This window comes from Mesorhizobium sp. M2A.F.Ca.ET.046.03.2.1 (genome assembly GCF_003952425.1).
In the GTDB taxonomy this organism is placed as follows: Bacteria; Pseudomonadota; Alphaproteobacteria; order Rhizobiales; family Rhizobiaceae; genus Mesorhizobium.
Window position 1 is genome coordinate 3,652,795 of record NZ_CP034449.1, and the last position, 14,352, is coordinate 3,667,146.

15 protein-coding genes and 2 pseudogenes are annotated in these 14,352 nt (G+C 57.8%); 13 read left to right on the plus strand and 4 right to left on the minus strand.

Translation table 11 applies throughout. The features are described from left to right. Positions 1-52 precede the first annotated feature (52 nt). The 3 genes from EJ072_RS36020 (at position 53) to EJ072_RS17440 (ending at position 3,478) form a co-directional block, all read left to right on the plus strand. On the plus strand, positions 53-229 hold the full coding sequence (locus EJ072_RS36020) for a hypothetical protein (protein ID WP_164781893.1): 177 nt from the start codon (positions 53-55) through the stop codon (positions 227-229). Positions 230-468: 239 nt separating this feature from the next. Continuing rightward, positions 469-1,875, plus strand: coding sequence for an aminotransferase (locus EJ072_RS17435; RefSeq protein ID WP_063169303.1), 1,407 nt, complete (start codon positions 469-471; stop codon positions 1,873-1,875). Positions 1,876-2,740: 865 nt separating this feature from the next. Continuing rightward, positions 2,741-3,478, plus strand: coding sequence for a LuxR family transcriptional regulator (locus EJ072_RS17440; RefSeq protein ID WP_082826574.1), 738 nt, complete (start codon positions 2,741-2,743; stop codon positions 3,476-3,478). Between the two features lie 175 nt (positions 3,479-3,653). On the opposite strand, the gene EJ072_RS17445 is transcribed toward EJ072_RS17440, so the two are convergent. Continuing rightward, a complete protein-coding gene (locus EJ072_RS17445; protein WP_063169302.1) occupies positions 3,654-4,610 on the minus strand; it encodes an IS481 family transposase in 957 nt (318 codons plus the stop codon). A 438-nt stretch (positions 4,611-5,048) separates the two neighbouring features. Further along, a complete protein-coding gene (locus EJ072_RS17450) occupies positions 5,049-5,330 on the minus strand; it encodes a DUF2285 domain-containing protein (RefSeq protein WP_063169301.1) in 282 nt (93 codons plus the stop codon). Positions 5,331-5,445: 115 nt separating this feature from the next. Between EJ072_RS17450 and EJ072_RS17455 the strand changes: the two genes are divergently transcribed. After that, complete coding sequence (locus EJ072_RS17455; protein WP_082826573.1) at positions 5,446-5,679, plus strand: helix-turn-helix transcriptional regulator; 234 nt, start codon at positions 5,446-5,448, stop codon at positions 5,677-5,679. 438 nt (positions 5,680-6,117) lie between these two features. Here EJ072_RS17455 and EJ072_RS17460 read toward each other — a convergent pair whose 3' ends face one another. Then, the gene (locus EJ072_RS17460) at positions 6,118-6,384 is read right to left on the minus strand and encodes a DUF2285 domain-containing protein (protein WP_063169299.1); all 267 of its coding nucleotides are present in this window, start codon (positions 6,382-6,384) and stop codon (positions 6,118-6,120) included. Between the two features lie 109 nt (positions 6,385-6,493). Here EJ072_RS17460 and EJ072_RS17465 point away from each other — a divergent pair, with 109 nt between their 5' ends. From EJ072_RS17465 to EJ072_RS17500, 9 genes and pseudogenes are all read left to right on the plus strand, one after another. Next, a complete protein-coding gene (locus EJ072_RS17465; RefSeq protein ID WP_029354714.1) occupies positions 6,494-6,712 on the plus strand; it encodes a helix-turn-helix transcriptional regulator in 219 nt (72 codons plus the stop codon). A gap of 657 nt (positions 6,713-7,369) precedes the next feature. After that, on the plus strand, positions 7,370-8,314 hold the full coding sequence (locus EJ072_RS17470; protein ID WP_082826572.1) for a DMT family transporter: 945 nt from the start codon (positions 7,370-7,372) through the stop codon (positions 8,312-8,314). Next, the gene (locus EJ072_RS17475) at positions 8,311-10,293 is read left to right on the plus strand and encodes an argininosuccinate synthase-related protein (RefSeq protein ID WP_063169298.1); all 1,983 of its coding nucleotides are present in this window, start codon (positions 8,311-8,313) and stop codon (positions 10,291-10,293) included. The genes EJ072_RS17470 and EJ072_RS17475 overlap by 4 nt, the downstream gene beginning before the upstream one ends. 221 nt (positions 10,294-10,514) lie before the next feature. Then, a complete protein-coding gene (locus tag EJ072_RS37300) occupies positions 10,515-10,742 on the plus strand; it encodes an aminotransferase class III-fold pyridoxal phosphate-dependent enzyme (protein ID WP_263485461.1) in 228 nt (75 codons plus the stop codon). Continuing rightward, entirely contained in the window at positions 10,703-10,951 is a 249-nt protein-coding gene (locus EJ072_RS37305) for an aminotransferase class III-fold pyridoxal phosphate-dependent enzyme (RefSeq protein WP_063169297.1), read from the plus strand. The genes EJ072_RS37300 and EJ072_RS37305 overlap by 40 nt, the downstream gene beginning before the upstream one ends. A gap of 308 nt (positions 10,952-11,259) precedes the next feature. Continuing rightward, positions 11,260-11,494, plus strand: a pseudogene (locus tag EJ072_RS17485) (aldehyde dehydrogenase family protein); the annotation flags it as partial. A gap of 68 nt (positions 11,495-11,562) precedes the next feature. Next, positions 11,563-12,218 (plus strand): annotated as a pseudogene (locus EJ072_RS17490) (IS630 family transposase); the annotation flags it as partial. Between the two features lie 101 nt (positions 12,219-12,319). Beyond that, positions 12,320-12,979 carry a hypothetical protein gene (locus tag EJ072_RS36870; RefSeq protein WP_063169296.1) on the plus strand — a complete coding sequence of 220 codons (660 nt, stop codon included), beginning with the start codon at positions 12,320-12,322 and terminating at the stop codon, positions 12,977-12,979. Between the two features lie 144 nt (positions 12,980-13,123). Then, a complete protein-coding gene (locus EJ072_RS17500) occupies positions 13,124-13,324 on the plus strand; it encodes a hypothetical protein (protein WP_244514237.1) in 201 nt (66 codons plus the stop codon). Between the two features lie 307 nt (positions 13,325-13,631). Here the strand turns inward: EJ072_RS17500 and EJ072_RS17505 are convergent, their stop codons facing one another. Further along, complete coding sequence (locus EJ072_RS17505; RefSeq protein ID WP_063169295.1) at positions 13,632-14,330, minus strand: OmpW family protein; 699 nt, start codon at positions 14,328-14,330, stop codon at positions 13,632-13,634. Between the last annotated feature and the right edge of the window lie 22 nt (positions 14,331-14,352).

Here is a 14,352-nt window from a genome sequence, read left to right on the forward strand (position 1 = left end):
AGCCTGTGCCGCGGCACGGAACCCGCTGCCTGCTGATCGAGGCGAATGTGCTTTGCCCCTGATCACCTGCATTACCACCCTTGGGAACGGCAAGACCGATCCGGACCGTCAGAATGTAAGGGATGACCGGCAGTTCGGCGGAACATGGCCGCCGGCGCTCTATCGTGCCTCGCGCGGCCGGCGGGAACAGCGTCCCGAGCGCTATTCATCCGTCAATATCGCCCGCTAATCGGGCACTATGCTGGGCGCATGCGCGTCGTAAGCTGTTCGTGTTTGCATGACGCGCCCCCGACCCTCGGCTAAGGCGAACGTGACGCCTTAGTTTTCACGGCAATTCGGGCCGATCCCGCGAATTTCACGGCGAATAACCTGCATTCCCGAGAAACTCAAGGGACGTTTCCGGTATGCTATTTGCTAAACAGGTGGCTGGCCGAGTGCCCTCCGCCAATTTATCGCGAGGAGAGGGACATGCGCTTGAGCAATCTGGGAACCGAGCAACTCCGGGAGAAGGATAGAAGCTTCGTCTTCCATCCTTCTACGCATTTGGCCAAGCACAGCCGAGGCGAAACGCCAAATAGGATTATGGCCGGTGCGGAAGGCGTCTATATCTGGGACACCGAAGGCCGAAGGAGCCTCGACGGTTTCGGAGGACTCTACTGCGTCAACATGGGATATGGATGCACGGAGATCGCCGAGGCCATTGCCAGGCAAGCACACGAATTGCCGTTCGCACACGTCTATGCCAGCCAAGGTACGGAGCCGGTCGCCCTGTTGGCAGAGGCCGTGGTCGAGTATTTCGGTCAGAACATGCGAAGGGTCTATTTCGGCCTCTCCGGTTCCGATGCCAACGAAACCAACATCAAGCTGGTCTGGTACTATAATAACATTCTTGGCCGGCCCGAAAAGAAAAAGATCATCTCGCGAAATCGCGGCTATCACGGGTCTGGATTGGTCACGGGTAGCCTAACTGGCCTTCCCTTCTTTCACAATTTCTTCGACCTGCCTCTGGATTTGGTGCGCCATACAACCACGCCGCACTATTACCGCCAGGCGCGTGTCGAGGAGAGCGAGGAAGCGTTCTCCCGGCGCTGTGCCGATGAGCTTGAAGCCTTGATCCTGGCCGAAGGACCGGAAACGGTTGCAGCTTTTATCGGAGAGCCGGTACTTGGGACAGGAGGTATTGTGCCGCCCCCCAAAGGGTACTGGACGTCCATTCAAGCGGTGCTCGACAAATACGATATCCTTCTAATCGCGGATGAAGTGGTCTGTGGCTTCGCGCGAACCGGCGAGAAGTTCGGTTCCCACCTGTATAACATGCGTCCGGATTTCGTGACCATCGCAAAGGGTTTGAGTTCCGCCTACCTCCCCATCTCCGGGTCAATCATTGGCGACCGTGTCTGGTCGGTTTTGGAACAAGGAACTGAGAAGCACGGCGCACTCGGCCACGGCTGGACATATTCGGGGCACACGCTTTGTGCCGCAGCCGCGCTCGCCAATATTCGACTGCTTAAAGAAAAAAATATTCTGGAGCATGTCCGCGATGTTGGACCGTATTGGCAAGACCGGATGAAGGCCGAGCTGGCGGGACATCCCATCGTTGGTGAAGTTCGCGGAGTGGGTATCCTGTCGGCCGTGGAGATGATGCGGGACCCAAAACAAAGGATACCATTCGAACCCGACCTTCAGGTCGGGGTGCGCACTGCAGCTGCTCTGTTTGAGAATGGCGTCATCGGACGGGCCATGCCGCATGGCGACATCCTCGGTTATGCCCCCCCCCTGATCATTACCCGAAAAGAGATCGACATCATTGTCGACGCGACGGTAAAGTCGGTCGATACCACCTATCGCGCGCTGAAGGCCGAGGGTGCCGTATGATTTTGCGATCGCGAAGGAGCGAGTCCGGAGGCAGGCATGTCCCTGCGCGCTACTGCGCCGAGCAGACCCAAAACTGTTGAATTCCAGATATCTGATCTTGAGCATGCTCCGGGCTATTTCAGTCACGATTTGTAACCGAATCAGTTCTGCCGCCGCTGTCCTGTTGCCCAACGACCAGGACCTCTGTGCGGCGCGCCCTGCGGGTGTACCTCCCCGCCGGCAGGGCGCCCTTTTTGACCCACGTAATCAGTATCATTATGGCCCGTGCGGGATCGAGGGTCTGGTAAAGGTCATCTGCACGTTCCGATGCAGATTGAGCTTAGACGTGCCCTTTACATCATTGCAGCGGGCCATAATCATTGCGGTGAATTTTATCACGTCAGGTATATAGAAGACGATACTCACACGCACCCGTTCACAAGGAAGGCATTTTAATATTGTTGAGACGATTTGCCTATCAAAGAAAAGAAAGCATCGCAACACTTCTTTGCGGATCACGGCGCCCCGGGTGGGGGATGAGCGGCTATCCGAATTGTTATGCTAATGCCGACCCAAATTCCTGCAAAAGCTGGGGTCAATGATGGCTTTTGGTCAGCGCAGGATGATTTCTCCTGATTTGGTCGGTGCAGGGGCGGTCATGATTTAATGCATGGAGATTCTCTGATTGAGCTGTTGAGATCATGAGGCGTCTGCCAGACGCCCATCGGGTGAGCCCAGCATGATTGGATGACCGACGAAGATCGAAAGTGTGGCAGCATTCTGGAGCCCGGTCAGCCCAGCGACGCCCGCGAATTCAATCACGTTTGTCGGGACATACACGACGCAGCCGGAAGGCGTGCAGAAAGAGGAAGAATCGAGCGCGACGATGACGAGGCACATGCCACTTGTTTTCGAGACATTCCTTGAAAGACTGTCACAGAGTATCGATGAGGCAGATTTCCGGGATGCCATGGCTGAGGCGGCCGGACGACTTGACCTAATCTTCTTTGCCTACCTCTCCTTGCCAGCACGGCCTTCCGGCAAACCGAGGTTAATTTCAAACTATCCACCCCGCTGGACCAGACAGTATCTGGAAAATCAGTATGAGAAACTCGATCCTGTGGTCTTGCGTGCTCGAAATGGCGGCTGCCCGTTTCACTGGGGATCGAATTTGGGAGGCGATAAAATGTCGCCGGCTCAACAGCAGCTATTCGATGAGGCGGCTCAATTCAGCATCTGCTGCGGTTTGACGATCCCAATTGTCGATCTCCGCGGCCGCATCGCTGCGGTTACTTTTGCCGCCGATGAGCCTCGTCCAGTATTTCTTCGGGTCGCTGAGCGGTACGAACAAGCTCTTCAACTGATGGCGGCCTGCTTTCATCGTTGCGTTCGCCGCAAATTGCCGAGCGATCGAACAGTGGATGGGGTTTCGCTGACATCCCGCGAATATGAGTGCCTGAGGTGGGCAGCGCGGGGTAATTCAGCCTGGGTGACCGGCCGCATCTTGGGTATCAAGCCACGCACGATCGCTTTTCATTTGGACAATGCCAAGAAGAAGCTAGGCGTGCGAACCCAAAATCAGGCTATAGCCCTTTTGGGGTCCGAAGGGTCCTCAATTGTCTGAGAAGCTTTTTGATCCCCTTGTGCTCGGGCCATTCGATCGCGCGCTTTGTATCGAGCGTTGACTGGATGCCGAGATCTTCTGTTCCGCCGGCTCGGGCGATGCAGCCGTATTCTTCCAGTCCGCGCCGGTGATCATAGTCTATGGGTGCTCGAGCGGGTGTGTCGTCGCTGACGAGCTAGTTGTGGAGCCTCAACAGGTTGTCCTCGGTTAGAGCGAGGCGACTGATAGGTGTTTTGGACTTTAGGCTCCCGTGGGGACGGTGCCAATTGTATCTGTGCAGCCAGACCGGCAACTCTGCGGCGCGGTGATCTGAAGTCGGATAAGCGATGGCATAAGCCCATTCGCGCAGTGCTGTCTGGATGAAGCGCTCGGCCTTGCCATTGGTCTTGGGTGTATAGGGTCTTGTCCTGACGTGCTTGAGGCCGAGATCGCGGCAGGCCTTGGCGAAGGCCTTTGATCTGTAGCAGGAGCCGTTGTCGGTCATGACGCGGGCTATCGTGACGCCGAGGCTGGCGTAGTAGGCCACCGCCGCCTTGAGGAAGGCGATGGCGCTTTCTTTTTTCTCGTCGGGCAGGATCTGCGAGAAGGCGATGCGGGAGGCGTCGTCGATGCAGACATGGACGAACTCCCAACTGCTGCCGCGCGAGCTGGCATTGCCGGTGCGCTTGCCGGTAATGCGATGACCGATGCGCTCGAAACGACCGAGCTTCTTGATATCGATATGGATCATCTCGCCAGGATGCTCGCGCTCGTAGCGTCGGATCGGCTCGGCCGGTTCGATATCCCGCAACCGCGACAGTCCGGCACGCTTGAGAACCCGGCTAACGGTGGCGGGCGAGACGCCGACCTCATGGGCGATGTGCTTGCCGGTCCAACGTTGCCGCCGCAGCGCCATGATGCGCTCGGCGATCAACGCAGCGGTGGCCTGCGGCATATTGGCGGGCCGCGAGGAACGGTCGATCATGCCGGCCCGCCCTTCGGACTTGTAGCGCTCGACCCAGCGCGCCACGATCTTGGCCGACACGCCGTAGACACGCGCCGCATGGGCTTTGGAGAAAGCGCCTTCTATCACCGACAGCGCCATCTCCTCTCGACGCAGCGGTGTGAGACGGGCATTCTTATGGATGTTCATTCGGACCCTCCGGTGAGTGCTGAAGCTTGGTAACTCCAGTCTCCCCGGTCCGGTCCGAATGGACAACCTCCCGAAAGCTCACAGCTAGTCGTGCGGTTATATAGTTTCCGAGGATGGCCCGCTTGCATACCTGCCTGCCGGTAATCTCTAACCCTTGACTTAGGGCGATGGCTATCGGTTATGCGGCTTGAAAGCGAAGAGGTGGACCCTTCGTCGAGCGCCGGTACGATATGGAGTGCTGCTCCGGGCTAATACCCATCCAGACAGAGCGGAACCTTCTATCACGTCAGACGCTCGGACAGTTGCCAAACCCCGATTTCCTGGGAACTGAATTGTGCTCGCCACCGGGTCCATTTTGCCGGCGCGTCTGTGGTGCAGGCCCCGATCAGCCTGACCAATGGCACAGGAACGCTTCTATGACCGAGCACTGCGAATTTGTCAGCTGGCGAACAATTCCTTGTAGCCGCTCGTCACCATCCAGTTCGCACGGTCGAGATGACTACGAAGCGCCTTCCTGGCGCGCTCCGGTTCAAGTGCCGGATCAATGCCGAGGATCAGTTGGGCCATTTCCTCTTCGGGCGCCTCATCGGCTGAGGCGTCCAGGAGCCTCATATAGATGGTAAAGTGCGCCCTGTCGTAGGCGGTAAGACGGTCAGACCAAGGGACTTCGTCGAGCAGTGTTGAGCTTTGAGTCCTATCTGTTCCCGTTGATTGATTCATGTCTGCCGCGAACCTCGCATGTTGATCGCTGGATCCAAGGCAGAATATCCCAAAATGGGATAATCCGAAACGGGGATTAGTCGCTGAGCCGGTCTCTACCTGCCGGTTCACCTAAATGCCCAAATCTCTTCGATCTCCCCGCCACCAGCGGTTTCTGGCCCAGTTGATCTCACTGCGCAATGTCAAAGGGCTGACGCAGGCGCAGGTGGCTGAGAAGCTTGGTCGTCCGCAATCTTTCGTGGCGAAATATGAGGGTGGCGAACGGCGTCTCGATGTCATTGAGTTTCTCGACGTAACTGCGGCCCTCGATGCTGATCCGTGTGAGATTCTGTTGAGCCTGCGCACGTAGTGGGCGCCCGCGCCCATCACCGCGCGTGCCGTGTGCCGGTGGGTCGAGCCCCGCTTTTCTTGGCTCTGGCGTCTCGACCATTCCGCTGCGCCTCCTAGCGCGTCGTTAGACTCTCGCAATTCGCTCTGTTTTGTGCCTTTCTCAGCAGGTGGCGCCGCATCCTTCTAGGCCCGCCGCGGCGTCCCGCAACCCTTAGCCAGCTGTGAGCTTTCAGTAGGTTGTCCATCCGGCCCTTCGGATGCGGTGCGGCTCAGACGGCGGACCCGTTCCTGTCATGATTCGCCGCCGCACCCATTCCTGGGAAGCAGCCATTGGCGAGCGGAGGACAAAATGATGAGACAGCGAAGCGCTGGGCCATCCGCGCTGTGGTGATACGTCGATGCATGGCGGTTGCGCGACTTCGTTGCTTGAAGCGAAGCGACCGCACCGCCCATTTCGTCAACTGGCGAACAAATCCTTGTAGCCGCTCGTCACCACCCAGTTTGCACGGTCGAGATGACTGCGAAGAACGTTGCGTGCGCGCTCAGGTTCGCGTGCCGGATCAATGCCGAGGATCACTTTGGCCATTTCCTCTTCAGTGGCGTTGTCGGCCGAGGCGTCCAGGAGCCTCATATAGGTTGTAAAGTGGTCCTTGTCGTAGGCTGTAATGCGGTCCGACCAGGGGACCTCGTCGGCGAACGGCGTGTTCGATCTGGGCTGCAACATCGCTAATTCTATCTCCGGCCAATGGACCCGCGAAGCCCTGTGCCTGCTAAATGTGGATTACATATTATAGTTGATAAACTCAAGCCGCCTGATCCGCTGGCTTGCGTGCATGGATATGCGCAAGTTGGTCGGACGGAATGTGCAGAGGATCAGGCAAAGGAAGCGCCTGACGCAGGAGCAGCTTGCGGAGATTTCCGGGTTCAGTCAGCAGTACATCAGCGGCTTGGAGAAAGGCCGAAGAAATCCGACAATTATCACGATCTATGAACTGGCATTGGCCCTCGGCGTCAGCCACATGGATCTGGTTCGGCCCGACAAACAGGCATGATACACCCGCCCTCCAAGTAGCTGGCCGCCTGATGGCGCGCGCCGGGTGCTCGTGAACCCAGGCTTTTCTTAGGGTCCCCCGGCAGCCCCTGCCATTTGGCTCGCCCTGGCCCGGCGCACCCTATTGGACAGTCGGCCGCTGCGGTTTTTGTCAGCCTTTCCTGGGGCGGTCGGCATTGCCTTTTAGGCCCGCCGCGGCCTCCCGCAACCTTCGCTCTCGCTTCAGGTCCTTCTCTTGGTTACGATCCTTCGGATGCGGTTCGCCTCTTTCAGCGGGCCTAATCGCTTTCTGCCGCCCACCCCACGGGGACAGCCACGCGAGACTAGTATGGAGCGTTGCGGTTAGCGCACGAACAGCAAAGGAACTGAAAAAACAGGCAACTGTCGAAGCATGGCTGAACCAGCCATCGTGTCGGCATCTTGGAGCCGCGTGTTCGCCTTGAGGCCCTGCCGGTAGGATCCCTGCAGTTGAAGTCATTGTCGGCATTCTGACAACAATGGACATGAACCGCCGAACTATCAAGGCGACCAGGTTGTTGTCTAGCAATGGTTTTCCGAATCGGCACGGCACTTGCGTTACCAAAAACAAGTACGCCGCGGCACGGATCGCCCAAGAGGCTGAACGACCTGATCTGTTTGACCCTCGCAGCAGGGGTGGATGGCTAACACAAAGGAAACTTTGAAGGTGGACGTTTTCGAAAGTTCTCCAATACCTGTCAGGAAAACACGGACGCCATCTTTCTCGGTGGATCTAGCCTTGCTGGGAGTCGCATTCGTTTGGGGGGCGAGCTATCCGGTCGGGAAAGGCGCACTGTTCTACGCGCCGGTTTCGATACTTGTTCTTTATCGCTTCCTGATTACTACGATCATTACGGCAGTGGCTGCAAGACATGAGATCGCATTGGTCTCCTGGGGCGATTTCATCCGCGGCTTCGCATTGGGAACAATACTTTTTTGCATCTTTATTGCTGAAACTTACGGCGTTGCATCGACAAGCGCAATGAACACGGCCTTGATCATATCGCTTTGTGTGATTTTCACGCCGAGCATCGACTATGGGCTATCACGGCGACTTCCACCTACGGGCATTTTGGCAAGTGCTGCCATAGCGTGCATCGGTGTCGGCATTCTCACTGGCGGGATCAGCAGGTTCAGCCCGGGTGACGCGCTTGTCTTGGGGGCCGCGATTCTGCGAGCGGTTATGGTCGTTTCCACCAAACGCCTTCTGGCCGGCCGGCAGATTTCATCTGCAGCCCTGACGGCCATCCAAGGATCGACGGTGGCAACACTTACTTTCGTTTTGGCCGTCGCTCAGTTCGGAATTTCAGGCCTTGTTGTGAGGGCCACCCTTCAGTTTTGGGGCGCTGTTGCCTTCCTTGCACTCTTCTGCACCCTCGCTGCATTCTACATTCAAAATGCCGCAGTGAGAAAATCCACACCGACACGGGTTGGCTTCTTGATGGGAACAGAACCTTTTTTTGGTTTCGTTCTAGCGCACCTTCTTCTGAATGAGCCTTTGACAGTACCGAGCTTGATAGGCGCAGGCCTCGTCCTCGCTGCGACGTTTGCTGGCATCTGGTTTGAGAGCAGGACATCCAAATGAACCCCATCTTGGCTTCCACCAAACCCGCCATCGGCGGCATTTCGAGTTTTGAAGATCTGGAGGCTTTTCCGGACCGAACCGCACCAGTTGCAACCATGTTCAGCGGCGGTCTCGACAGCACCTATCTTCTCTACAAGCTGCAAAGCCTTGGCTTTGCGAACATTGAAGCTGTCGCAGCGGATGTCGGAACGCGCATCGATCAGCCTTTGTTGGAACGGACGGCAGCCATGTTCGGCGCGCGCTTTGTCTGCCTCGAAGGGCGGGATGCCTTTGTCGAACAAGGCGTGAAATCAGCCATTCGAGCCCACGCCAAGTACCTTGGCATCTATCCGTTGAGCAGTTCGTTGAGCCGTCCCATAATCGCATCTTTGGTTGTTAATCATGCTAGGTCAATCAACTCACGGCTGGTTCTTCATACAGCAAACCTTTCTCAAAACAGTCTTCCGCGCCTTAACAATAGCATTAAGCGCTCAGGATTTTCCGGCAACTTCGGCAGTCCGTATGAATGCTCTGTGATATCCCGACAACAGAAGACCTCCGACCTGTCCAAGTGTGGAGCGACTTTTGTGGCGGACCGCACGTGGAGCGCGGACGAAAACCTCTGGTGTCGGGAATTCGAGTCGGGGCCTTTGGAAGATCCCGAGAACTTTTCCATCCCCGAGGAGGCATTTGCTTGGACGCGCCACATTCCCGCAGAGCAGCCGGTAGAGATCAAACTCGGGTTTGCAGACGGAAGTCTCGTGTCAATTGATGACCGTGATGTTGCATTGGTCGACGCAATCCCGTTCCTGAATAACACGGTCGGCAAATTCGGGCACGGCCGCTTTGTCGGGCTTGAACACATCACAACCGGCCAAAAGGTTCTCGAAGTCCGCGAGGCCCCTGCCGCGGCCATTATCTTCGACGCGCTGCGTCACCTCGAAACCGCTTCTCTTGACGTGGCATCAATCGTTTTGAAGCAAGGGCTTGAGCAAGCCTGGTCCCAAGAGGCGGTTTCAGGTGCATGGGGCAGTACTATTCACCAGATGTGCGAACGGGCCATTGCATCCGCCCTCGAGGGCGTTAGCGGGAGCGTCAGCTACATAGTCGATCACACACGCTTTTTACCTCGGTCGATCCGAGCCAGGACGCCGAGATACATTAGGGACCGCGACCTTTGGGAATACCAAGCCGCAACCCACATAGCGTTGTCCAAAGCGTTCCGTCCTCGCCAAGTCACCAAAAGGGAGACACCCGTGGAAAACAACGCACCCCAGGCGCCGGCCAACCTCAGTCAACAATGCACTGACGGTCTGGTGACAAATGGATGGTGGTTTTCAAAAGGCGAGCGCGCCGAAGCCTGCTTTGGCATCGAAATTGATGCAGCCTGGAAGAACTTTGCTGACCATTGGAATCGACTTCTTCTCGATGAATACATGCGTGACGGCGGAACATATCGTTACCGGCGCTATAGCGCTTTTGAATATGACGCGACTGACGGAATCTTTAGGCTCCTACCCCACGCCCCCTACGAACAATCAAAAAGTGTCAATCATCTGAATGGCGGCTTCAAGCGCCACTTCGAGCCCCTTGAAAACTCCTTTATAGACCATCCCGTCTTAGAAAAGATTCTGACAGGTTTCTGCAGAATTCTATGTGAAGCCGCCCGACATGATCGTTGGAATATCAAGATCCATCCCTACCGGATTGTCGCGCGCGATGGTGTAAATGGCAAACCGGCACCCGAGGGCCTTCACCAGGACGGGGTGGACTTCATTGCTTGCTATATGATTGGGCGGGTCAACGTCACCGGCGGCATGAGCATGATCACCGACGCCTCAAAGGAGTTCCTCGGCGAGGTCGAAATGAACTCCCCGAATGATTTTGTGATCTGCAACGACCGCGAAACCTTTCACGATGTATCGTCGATTGTGGCCGAAAACCTGAAAATGCCGTACGCTTATCGCGACGTCCTTGTGATCGCCTTCGAGAAATTATAACGCCCAGCGCGCCGAGAGCATTTTCAACAAGGTTCAATACTGCTTGGTATCCTCTCGGGTGTTCCTGGTGCGGGAACAATGCAGGATTAATTTCTTGCATCTAAACACCTAGATAGCAGTTTCGCCTCTCTGGTATGATGGTTTTTGGCCTCGCGGATCTCGCGTAATACGAATGACCGTGGACACCCCCGATCTTCGCAAGAAAGTGAGAAATTATCCTCATGCTGTCCGACGAGGTGGTCTGCGGCTTCGGAGGCACCGGGAACTGGTTTGGTAGCCAGACATTTGGGATGGAACCGGACATGCTCTCGATCGCCGGGGGGCTTTCATCCGGTCACCTGCCCATTGGCGGCGTCATTATCTCGACAAGATTTATCAATGCGCCGCTGACGAGGCCCACAAGGTCGGCGTGTTCGGTCACGGTTTCACCTACTCCGGTCATCCGGTGATAGCGGCCGTCGCCGCCGAGGCGATCAGGATCTACAGCGAGATCGATTTCGTGACCCAGGCGCGTCGTCTCGGCGATCACTTGCATGGAGCCCTCGCGGACGCGCTCGGCGACCATCCGCTTGTCGGTGAAGCCCGCGGCCGCGGCTTCATCGCGGGGGTTCAGATCGTCGAGGATCGTGCGCCCGTCGCGTCTTCGCGCCCGAGCTGAGGATCGGCGATGTCGAGCGGCGGTGCCGCGAGCACGGCGTCATGATCCGCAATATGGGAGACGTGCTTGGAATCTGTCCGCCCTATATAATCACCGAAAGCGAGATCGACCCCTTGGTTGACGGCATTCGTTCTGCACTCGACGGCGCCGCTGCTGCGAATTCCCGGGTCGGTCGGGTGGCATGAGTTCCAGCATTAAGACCGACTGCTTCACTTCAGTGGATATTATCGAGCAAACGCTCACCCGAGGGGTGCACTTCATCCGTGTCCGGTACAAAACGTCACCCATGTCTCAGGTCGGGCACGCCGCTCGCCAACGACACCGAGTTCGGCCTCGCGGCCTACTTCTACACCGGCGATCTCGGTCGCGCCTTCCGCGTGATGGAAGGACTGAAGTACCGGCGTCAATGAAGGCCTGATCACCACGCCGGAGGTGCCGTTCCGCGGCGTCAAGGAATCGGGCCTCGGCAAGGAAGGCGGCCTCCAGGGCATCGTGGATTATCTCGACACCAAACATGTCTGCATCGGCGGTCTCGGCGTCTAGTGGTTCCCGCCTGACATAGGAGTCCAATCAGAGATTCCCTTTCTGGCCTGCGCGTGCGAGTCTGGCGCATGCGCACAGGAAGATCGTTCACCGTTTCGTCGGCCGATCGCGTCCGTCTGACGGCGCTGATCAGGGATCGCAACGCCCCGCAAAAGCATGTCTGGCGCGCCGAGATAGTGCTTTTGCCCGCCGACGGCGTCGGCACCGGCGAGGTCATGCGCCGCATCGGCAAGTCGAAGACCGACGTCTGGCGCTGGCAGGAGCGCTTTGCCGCGGAAGGCTGTGACGGGCTGCTGCGCGACAAGACGCGACAGTGGCGCATTCCGCCGCTCGGTCCCGATGTCGGCGAGCGCGTCGTGGCACTGACGCTTGCCGATCCGCCGGGCGAGAGGACCCACTGGACCGCCGACATGATGGCGCAAGCCGCCGCAATCAGCGCCAGCGCCGTCAGGCGCATCTGGAAGGCGCATGGTCTCGCACCCCACCGCTGGCGCCAGGTTCAAGCTCTCCAATGATCCGAAGTTCGTCGACAAGTTGCGCGCCGTCGTCGGCCTCTATCTCGATGCGCCGGCCCATGCCATCGTTCTGTCGGTCGATGAAAAGAGCCAGATCCGGCGCTCGACCGCACCCACCCGGCCTGCCGATGAAGAAGGGGCGGCTCGGTACGATGAGGCACGACTACAAGCGCAACGGCACCACCACCCTGTTCGCCGCCCTCAACGTCCACTATTGTCCCGTTGACGAGAATATCATCTTAGTTGCTTGTAAAAATTTGTTCTCCACTTCCGTCTCCATCGTATCTCAGTCAACGCGATGGAGCAGGAAATGACTACAAACATTGTGAAACTGGAAGAAGGCAGGGCAATCGGCTCTAATCGTGACGTGCCGCTGTCAGATCATGAGGCGGAAGCCCTAGGGCATCTTGCGGTGGCGCTGAGTGGCATTTCGACGACCATTCGGTCCGCCGCCTACAAACACGCGCTAAACTCTAGTCACGCGATGAAGCCCCTAAAGGAGACGGAGGACGCGCTTACCGACTACGACGCCTTGGCGAGGGCGGCGGGCCGAAAGCAGCCGAAAGCGGCGGAGGAGGACGACAGGAAGGGGGACGCCCTAGCGAGAGAGGCCGCCGCACAGGTCAGCAGGGTCGATCAGACCCGATCTTCCCGCTGGAGCAGACCGCGAAGGGTACCGGTGGCATCAACGGACTACGTTCGGCAGGTGGTCATGGCAGATAGTCAGCTTGGAGCAGTGTCGGCACTGGTAAACGCGCGGCGAGTGGCTCCAGAACGCTTCCATGCTTCTGTTCCCAGTGTAGATAATAATCCGGATGCTCCGCTTCTGACCTCTTTTTCGGACTATCTGAGCAGGGTGTGCGGACTGGAGTCAAAGTCCCGCGAAGGCGTTCTCCTGGGCAGCCGCCGCTTTCTGGATTGGTTCCATCACCACCATTCCCGGCCAAGCCCTCGGCGCGTTGACGGCTGAGCATGTCCTTGCCGCTGTCGAACATCGGCTGTCACTATCGGCGACCTCCGGTACCCGCACCGGCAGCAACTTCTCACATCGTATTGGGCTGGCCACCACGACCAGAATCTCGCGCGCGTCGTCCCCAGGACGCCCCACTGGCGTTTGGCTCATCTAACCCTCGAACTCGGCTACGGCCCGTCGACGGTCTTCTTCACATGGGTCGGATTCGACGAAATGGACGAGGTCACAGGCGACGGCCATGCTGAACTGCTCGACGACGGCTCCATCGACATCACCTTCTATCACAACGGCGACGAGGCAATCCTCAAGGCCAAACGGGACACTTCTTCAACGGCCTGCTAGGAGATCCGTGTTCGCCTTGCGCTGACAAAGAAGCTCACACATGACGTCCGGGAGACGATGCTGGCAAATGGTCTGGCTGAAGCATTCCACCCACAATACCAAAGCCCGTCCCGATCCAAAGCGCTTCTAAGCACTCCACCTCAGGCGCAAGGCCGGTTGGCCAGTGCATCTTCTTGGTCCGCCGGAAGAGAACCCCGCCCGACAATAGCTTCATGAGGTCTTGCGCTGCAGTGTCGACCGTAAAAAAGGGCGCGCGAGGCGCCCTTCATTTAAACCGGCAGTCGGGAAGCAGACTTCACTCTGATATTCAAAAGCGGTAGGTGACACCTGCGCCTATCAGCCAGGGATCGAGCTCCGCCTTCCCCGTCAGCTTCGCGCCGGTCACCGTGACGTCGAAGTCCGGCTTCAGGAAAAGCTTCTTCACGTCGAAGTTGAGGCCCCAGTGCTGGTCCACCATGTAGTCGAATCCGACCTGCAGCGCCGTGCCGAACGTGTTCTTCACCTTGAGAGCATCAGCGCTGCCAGTGTCCTGGTTGTAGAAGATCGTGTAGTTCACGCCGGCGCCGACATAAGGCTTGAACGCGCCGAGATCGGTAAAATGGTACTGCAACGTGAGTGTCGGCGGCAGCAGCCAAACTTTGCCGATGTTGCCCAACCCTCCGATCGTCCCTTGGCCCGCGATGTTGGCATAAGTGGTACCGAGTATGAGTTCGGCGGCGATGTTGTCGGTGAAGAAATACGAGATATCGAGTTCCGGCGTCACCGTGTCCGAATACGAAAGACCGGAGCCGGGAAGCGTATCAACGTAGCCCAGATCTTTCGTAACGACGCCCAACGCCCGCAGGCGGACCTGCCAAGGGATTGGCGCTTCGGTGACCGAGGCTCCCGTCTCCGCCAGGACGGTCTCTGCTTGCGCAGGCTCCGCGGCGACGGCCTGCTGTCCCACCATGATCAGGGCCACCGCCGCTGCTGTTGCCCGCGCTACGCCCATTCGCGTTCTCGCCATGAGATTCACTCCTTGATGTTCA

Bases quoted from the DNA above. Each gene is read 5' to 3' on its own strand.
- EJ072_RS17435 (WP_063169303.1), top strand. From the start codon at position 469: ATGCGCTTGAGCAATCTGGGAACCGAGCAACTCCGGGAGAAGGATAGA.
- EJ072_RS17440 (WP_082826574.1), top strand. From the start codon at position 2,741: ATGACGAGGCACATGCCACTTGTTTTCGAGACATTCCTTGAAAGACTG.
- EJ072_RS17445 (WP_063169302.1), bottom strand. From the start codon at position 4,610: ATGAACATCCATAAGAATGCCCGTCTCACACCGCTGCGTCGAGAGGAG.
- EJ072_RS17450 (WP_063169301.1), bottom strand. From the start codon at position 5,330: ATGAATCAATCAACGGGAACAGATAGGACTCAAAGCTCAACACTGCTC.
- EJ072_RS17455 (WP_082826573.1), top strand. From the start codon at position 5,446: ATGCCCAAATCTCTTCGATCTCCCCGCCACCAGCGGTTTCTGGCCCAG.
- EJ072_RS17460 (WP_063169299.1), bottom strand. From the start codon at position 6,384: ATGTTGCAGCCCAGATCGAACACGCCGTTCGCCGACGAGGTCCCCTGG.
- EJ072_RS17465 (WP_029354714.1), top strand. From the start codon at position 6,494: ATGGATATGCGCAAGTTGGTCGGACGGAATGTGCAGAGGATCAGGCAA.
- EJ072_RS17470 (WP_082826572.1), top strand. From the start codon at position 7,370: ATGGCTAACACAAAGGAAACTTTGAAGGTGGACGTTTTCGAAAGTTCT.
- EJ072_RS17475 (WP_063169298.1), top strand. From the start codon at position 8,311: ATGAACCCCATCTTGGCTTCCACCAAACCCGCCATCGGCGGCATTTCG.
- EJ072_RS37300 (WP_263485461.1), top strand. From the start codon at position 10,515: ATGCTGTCCGACGAGGTGGTCTGCGGCTTCGGAGGCACCGGGAACTGG.
- EJ072_RS36870 (WP_063169296.1), top strand. From the start codon at position 12,320: ATGACTACAAACATTGTGAAACTGGAAGAAGGCAGGGCAATCGGCTCT.
- EJ072_RS17505 (WP_063169295.1), bottom strand. From the start codon at position 14,330: ATGGCGAGAACGCGAATGGGCGTAGCGCGGGCAACAGCAGCGGCGGTG.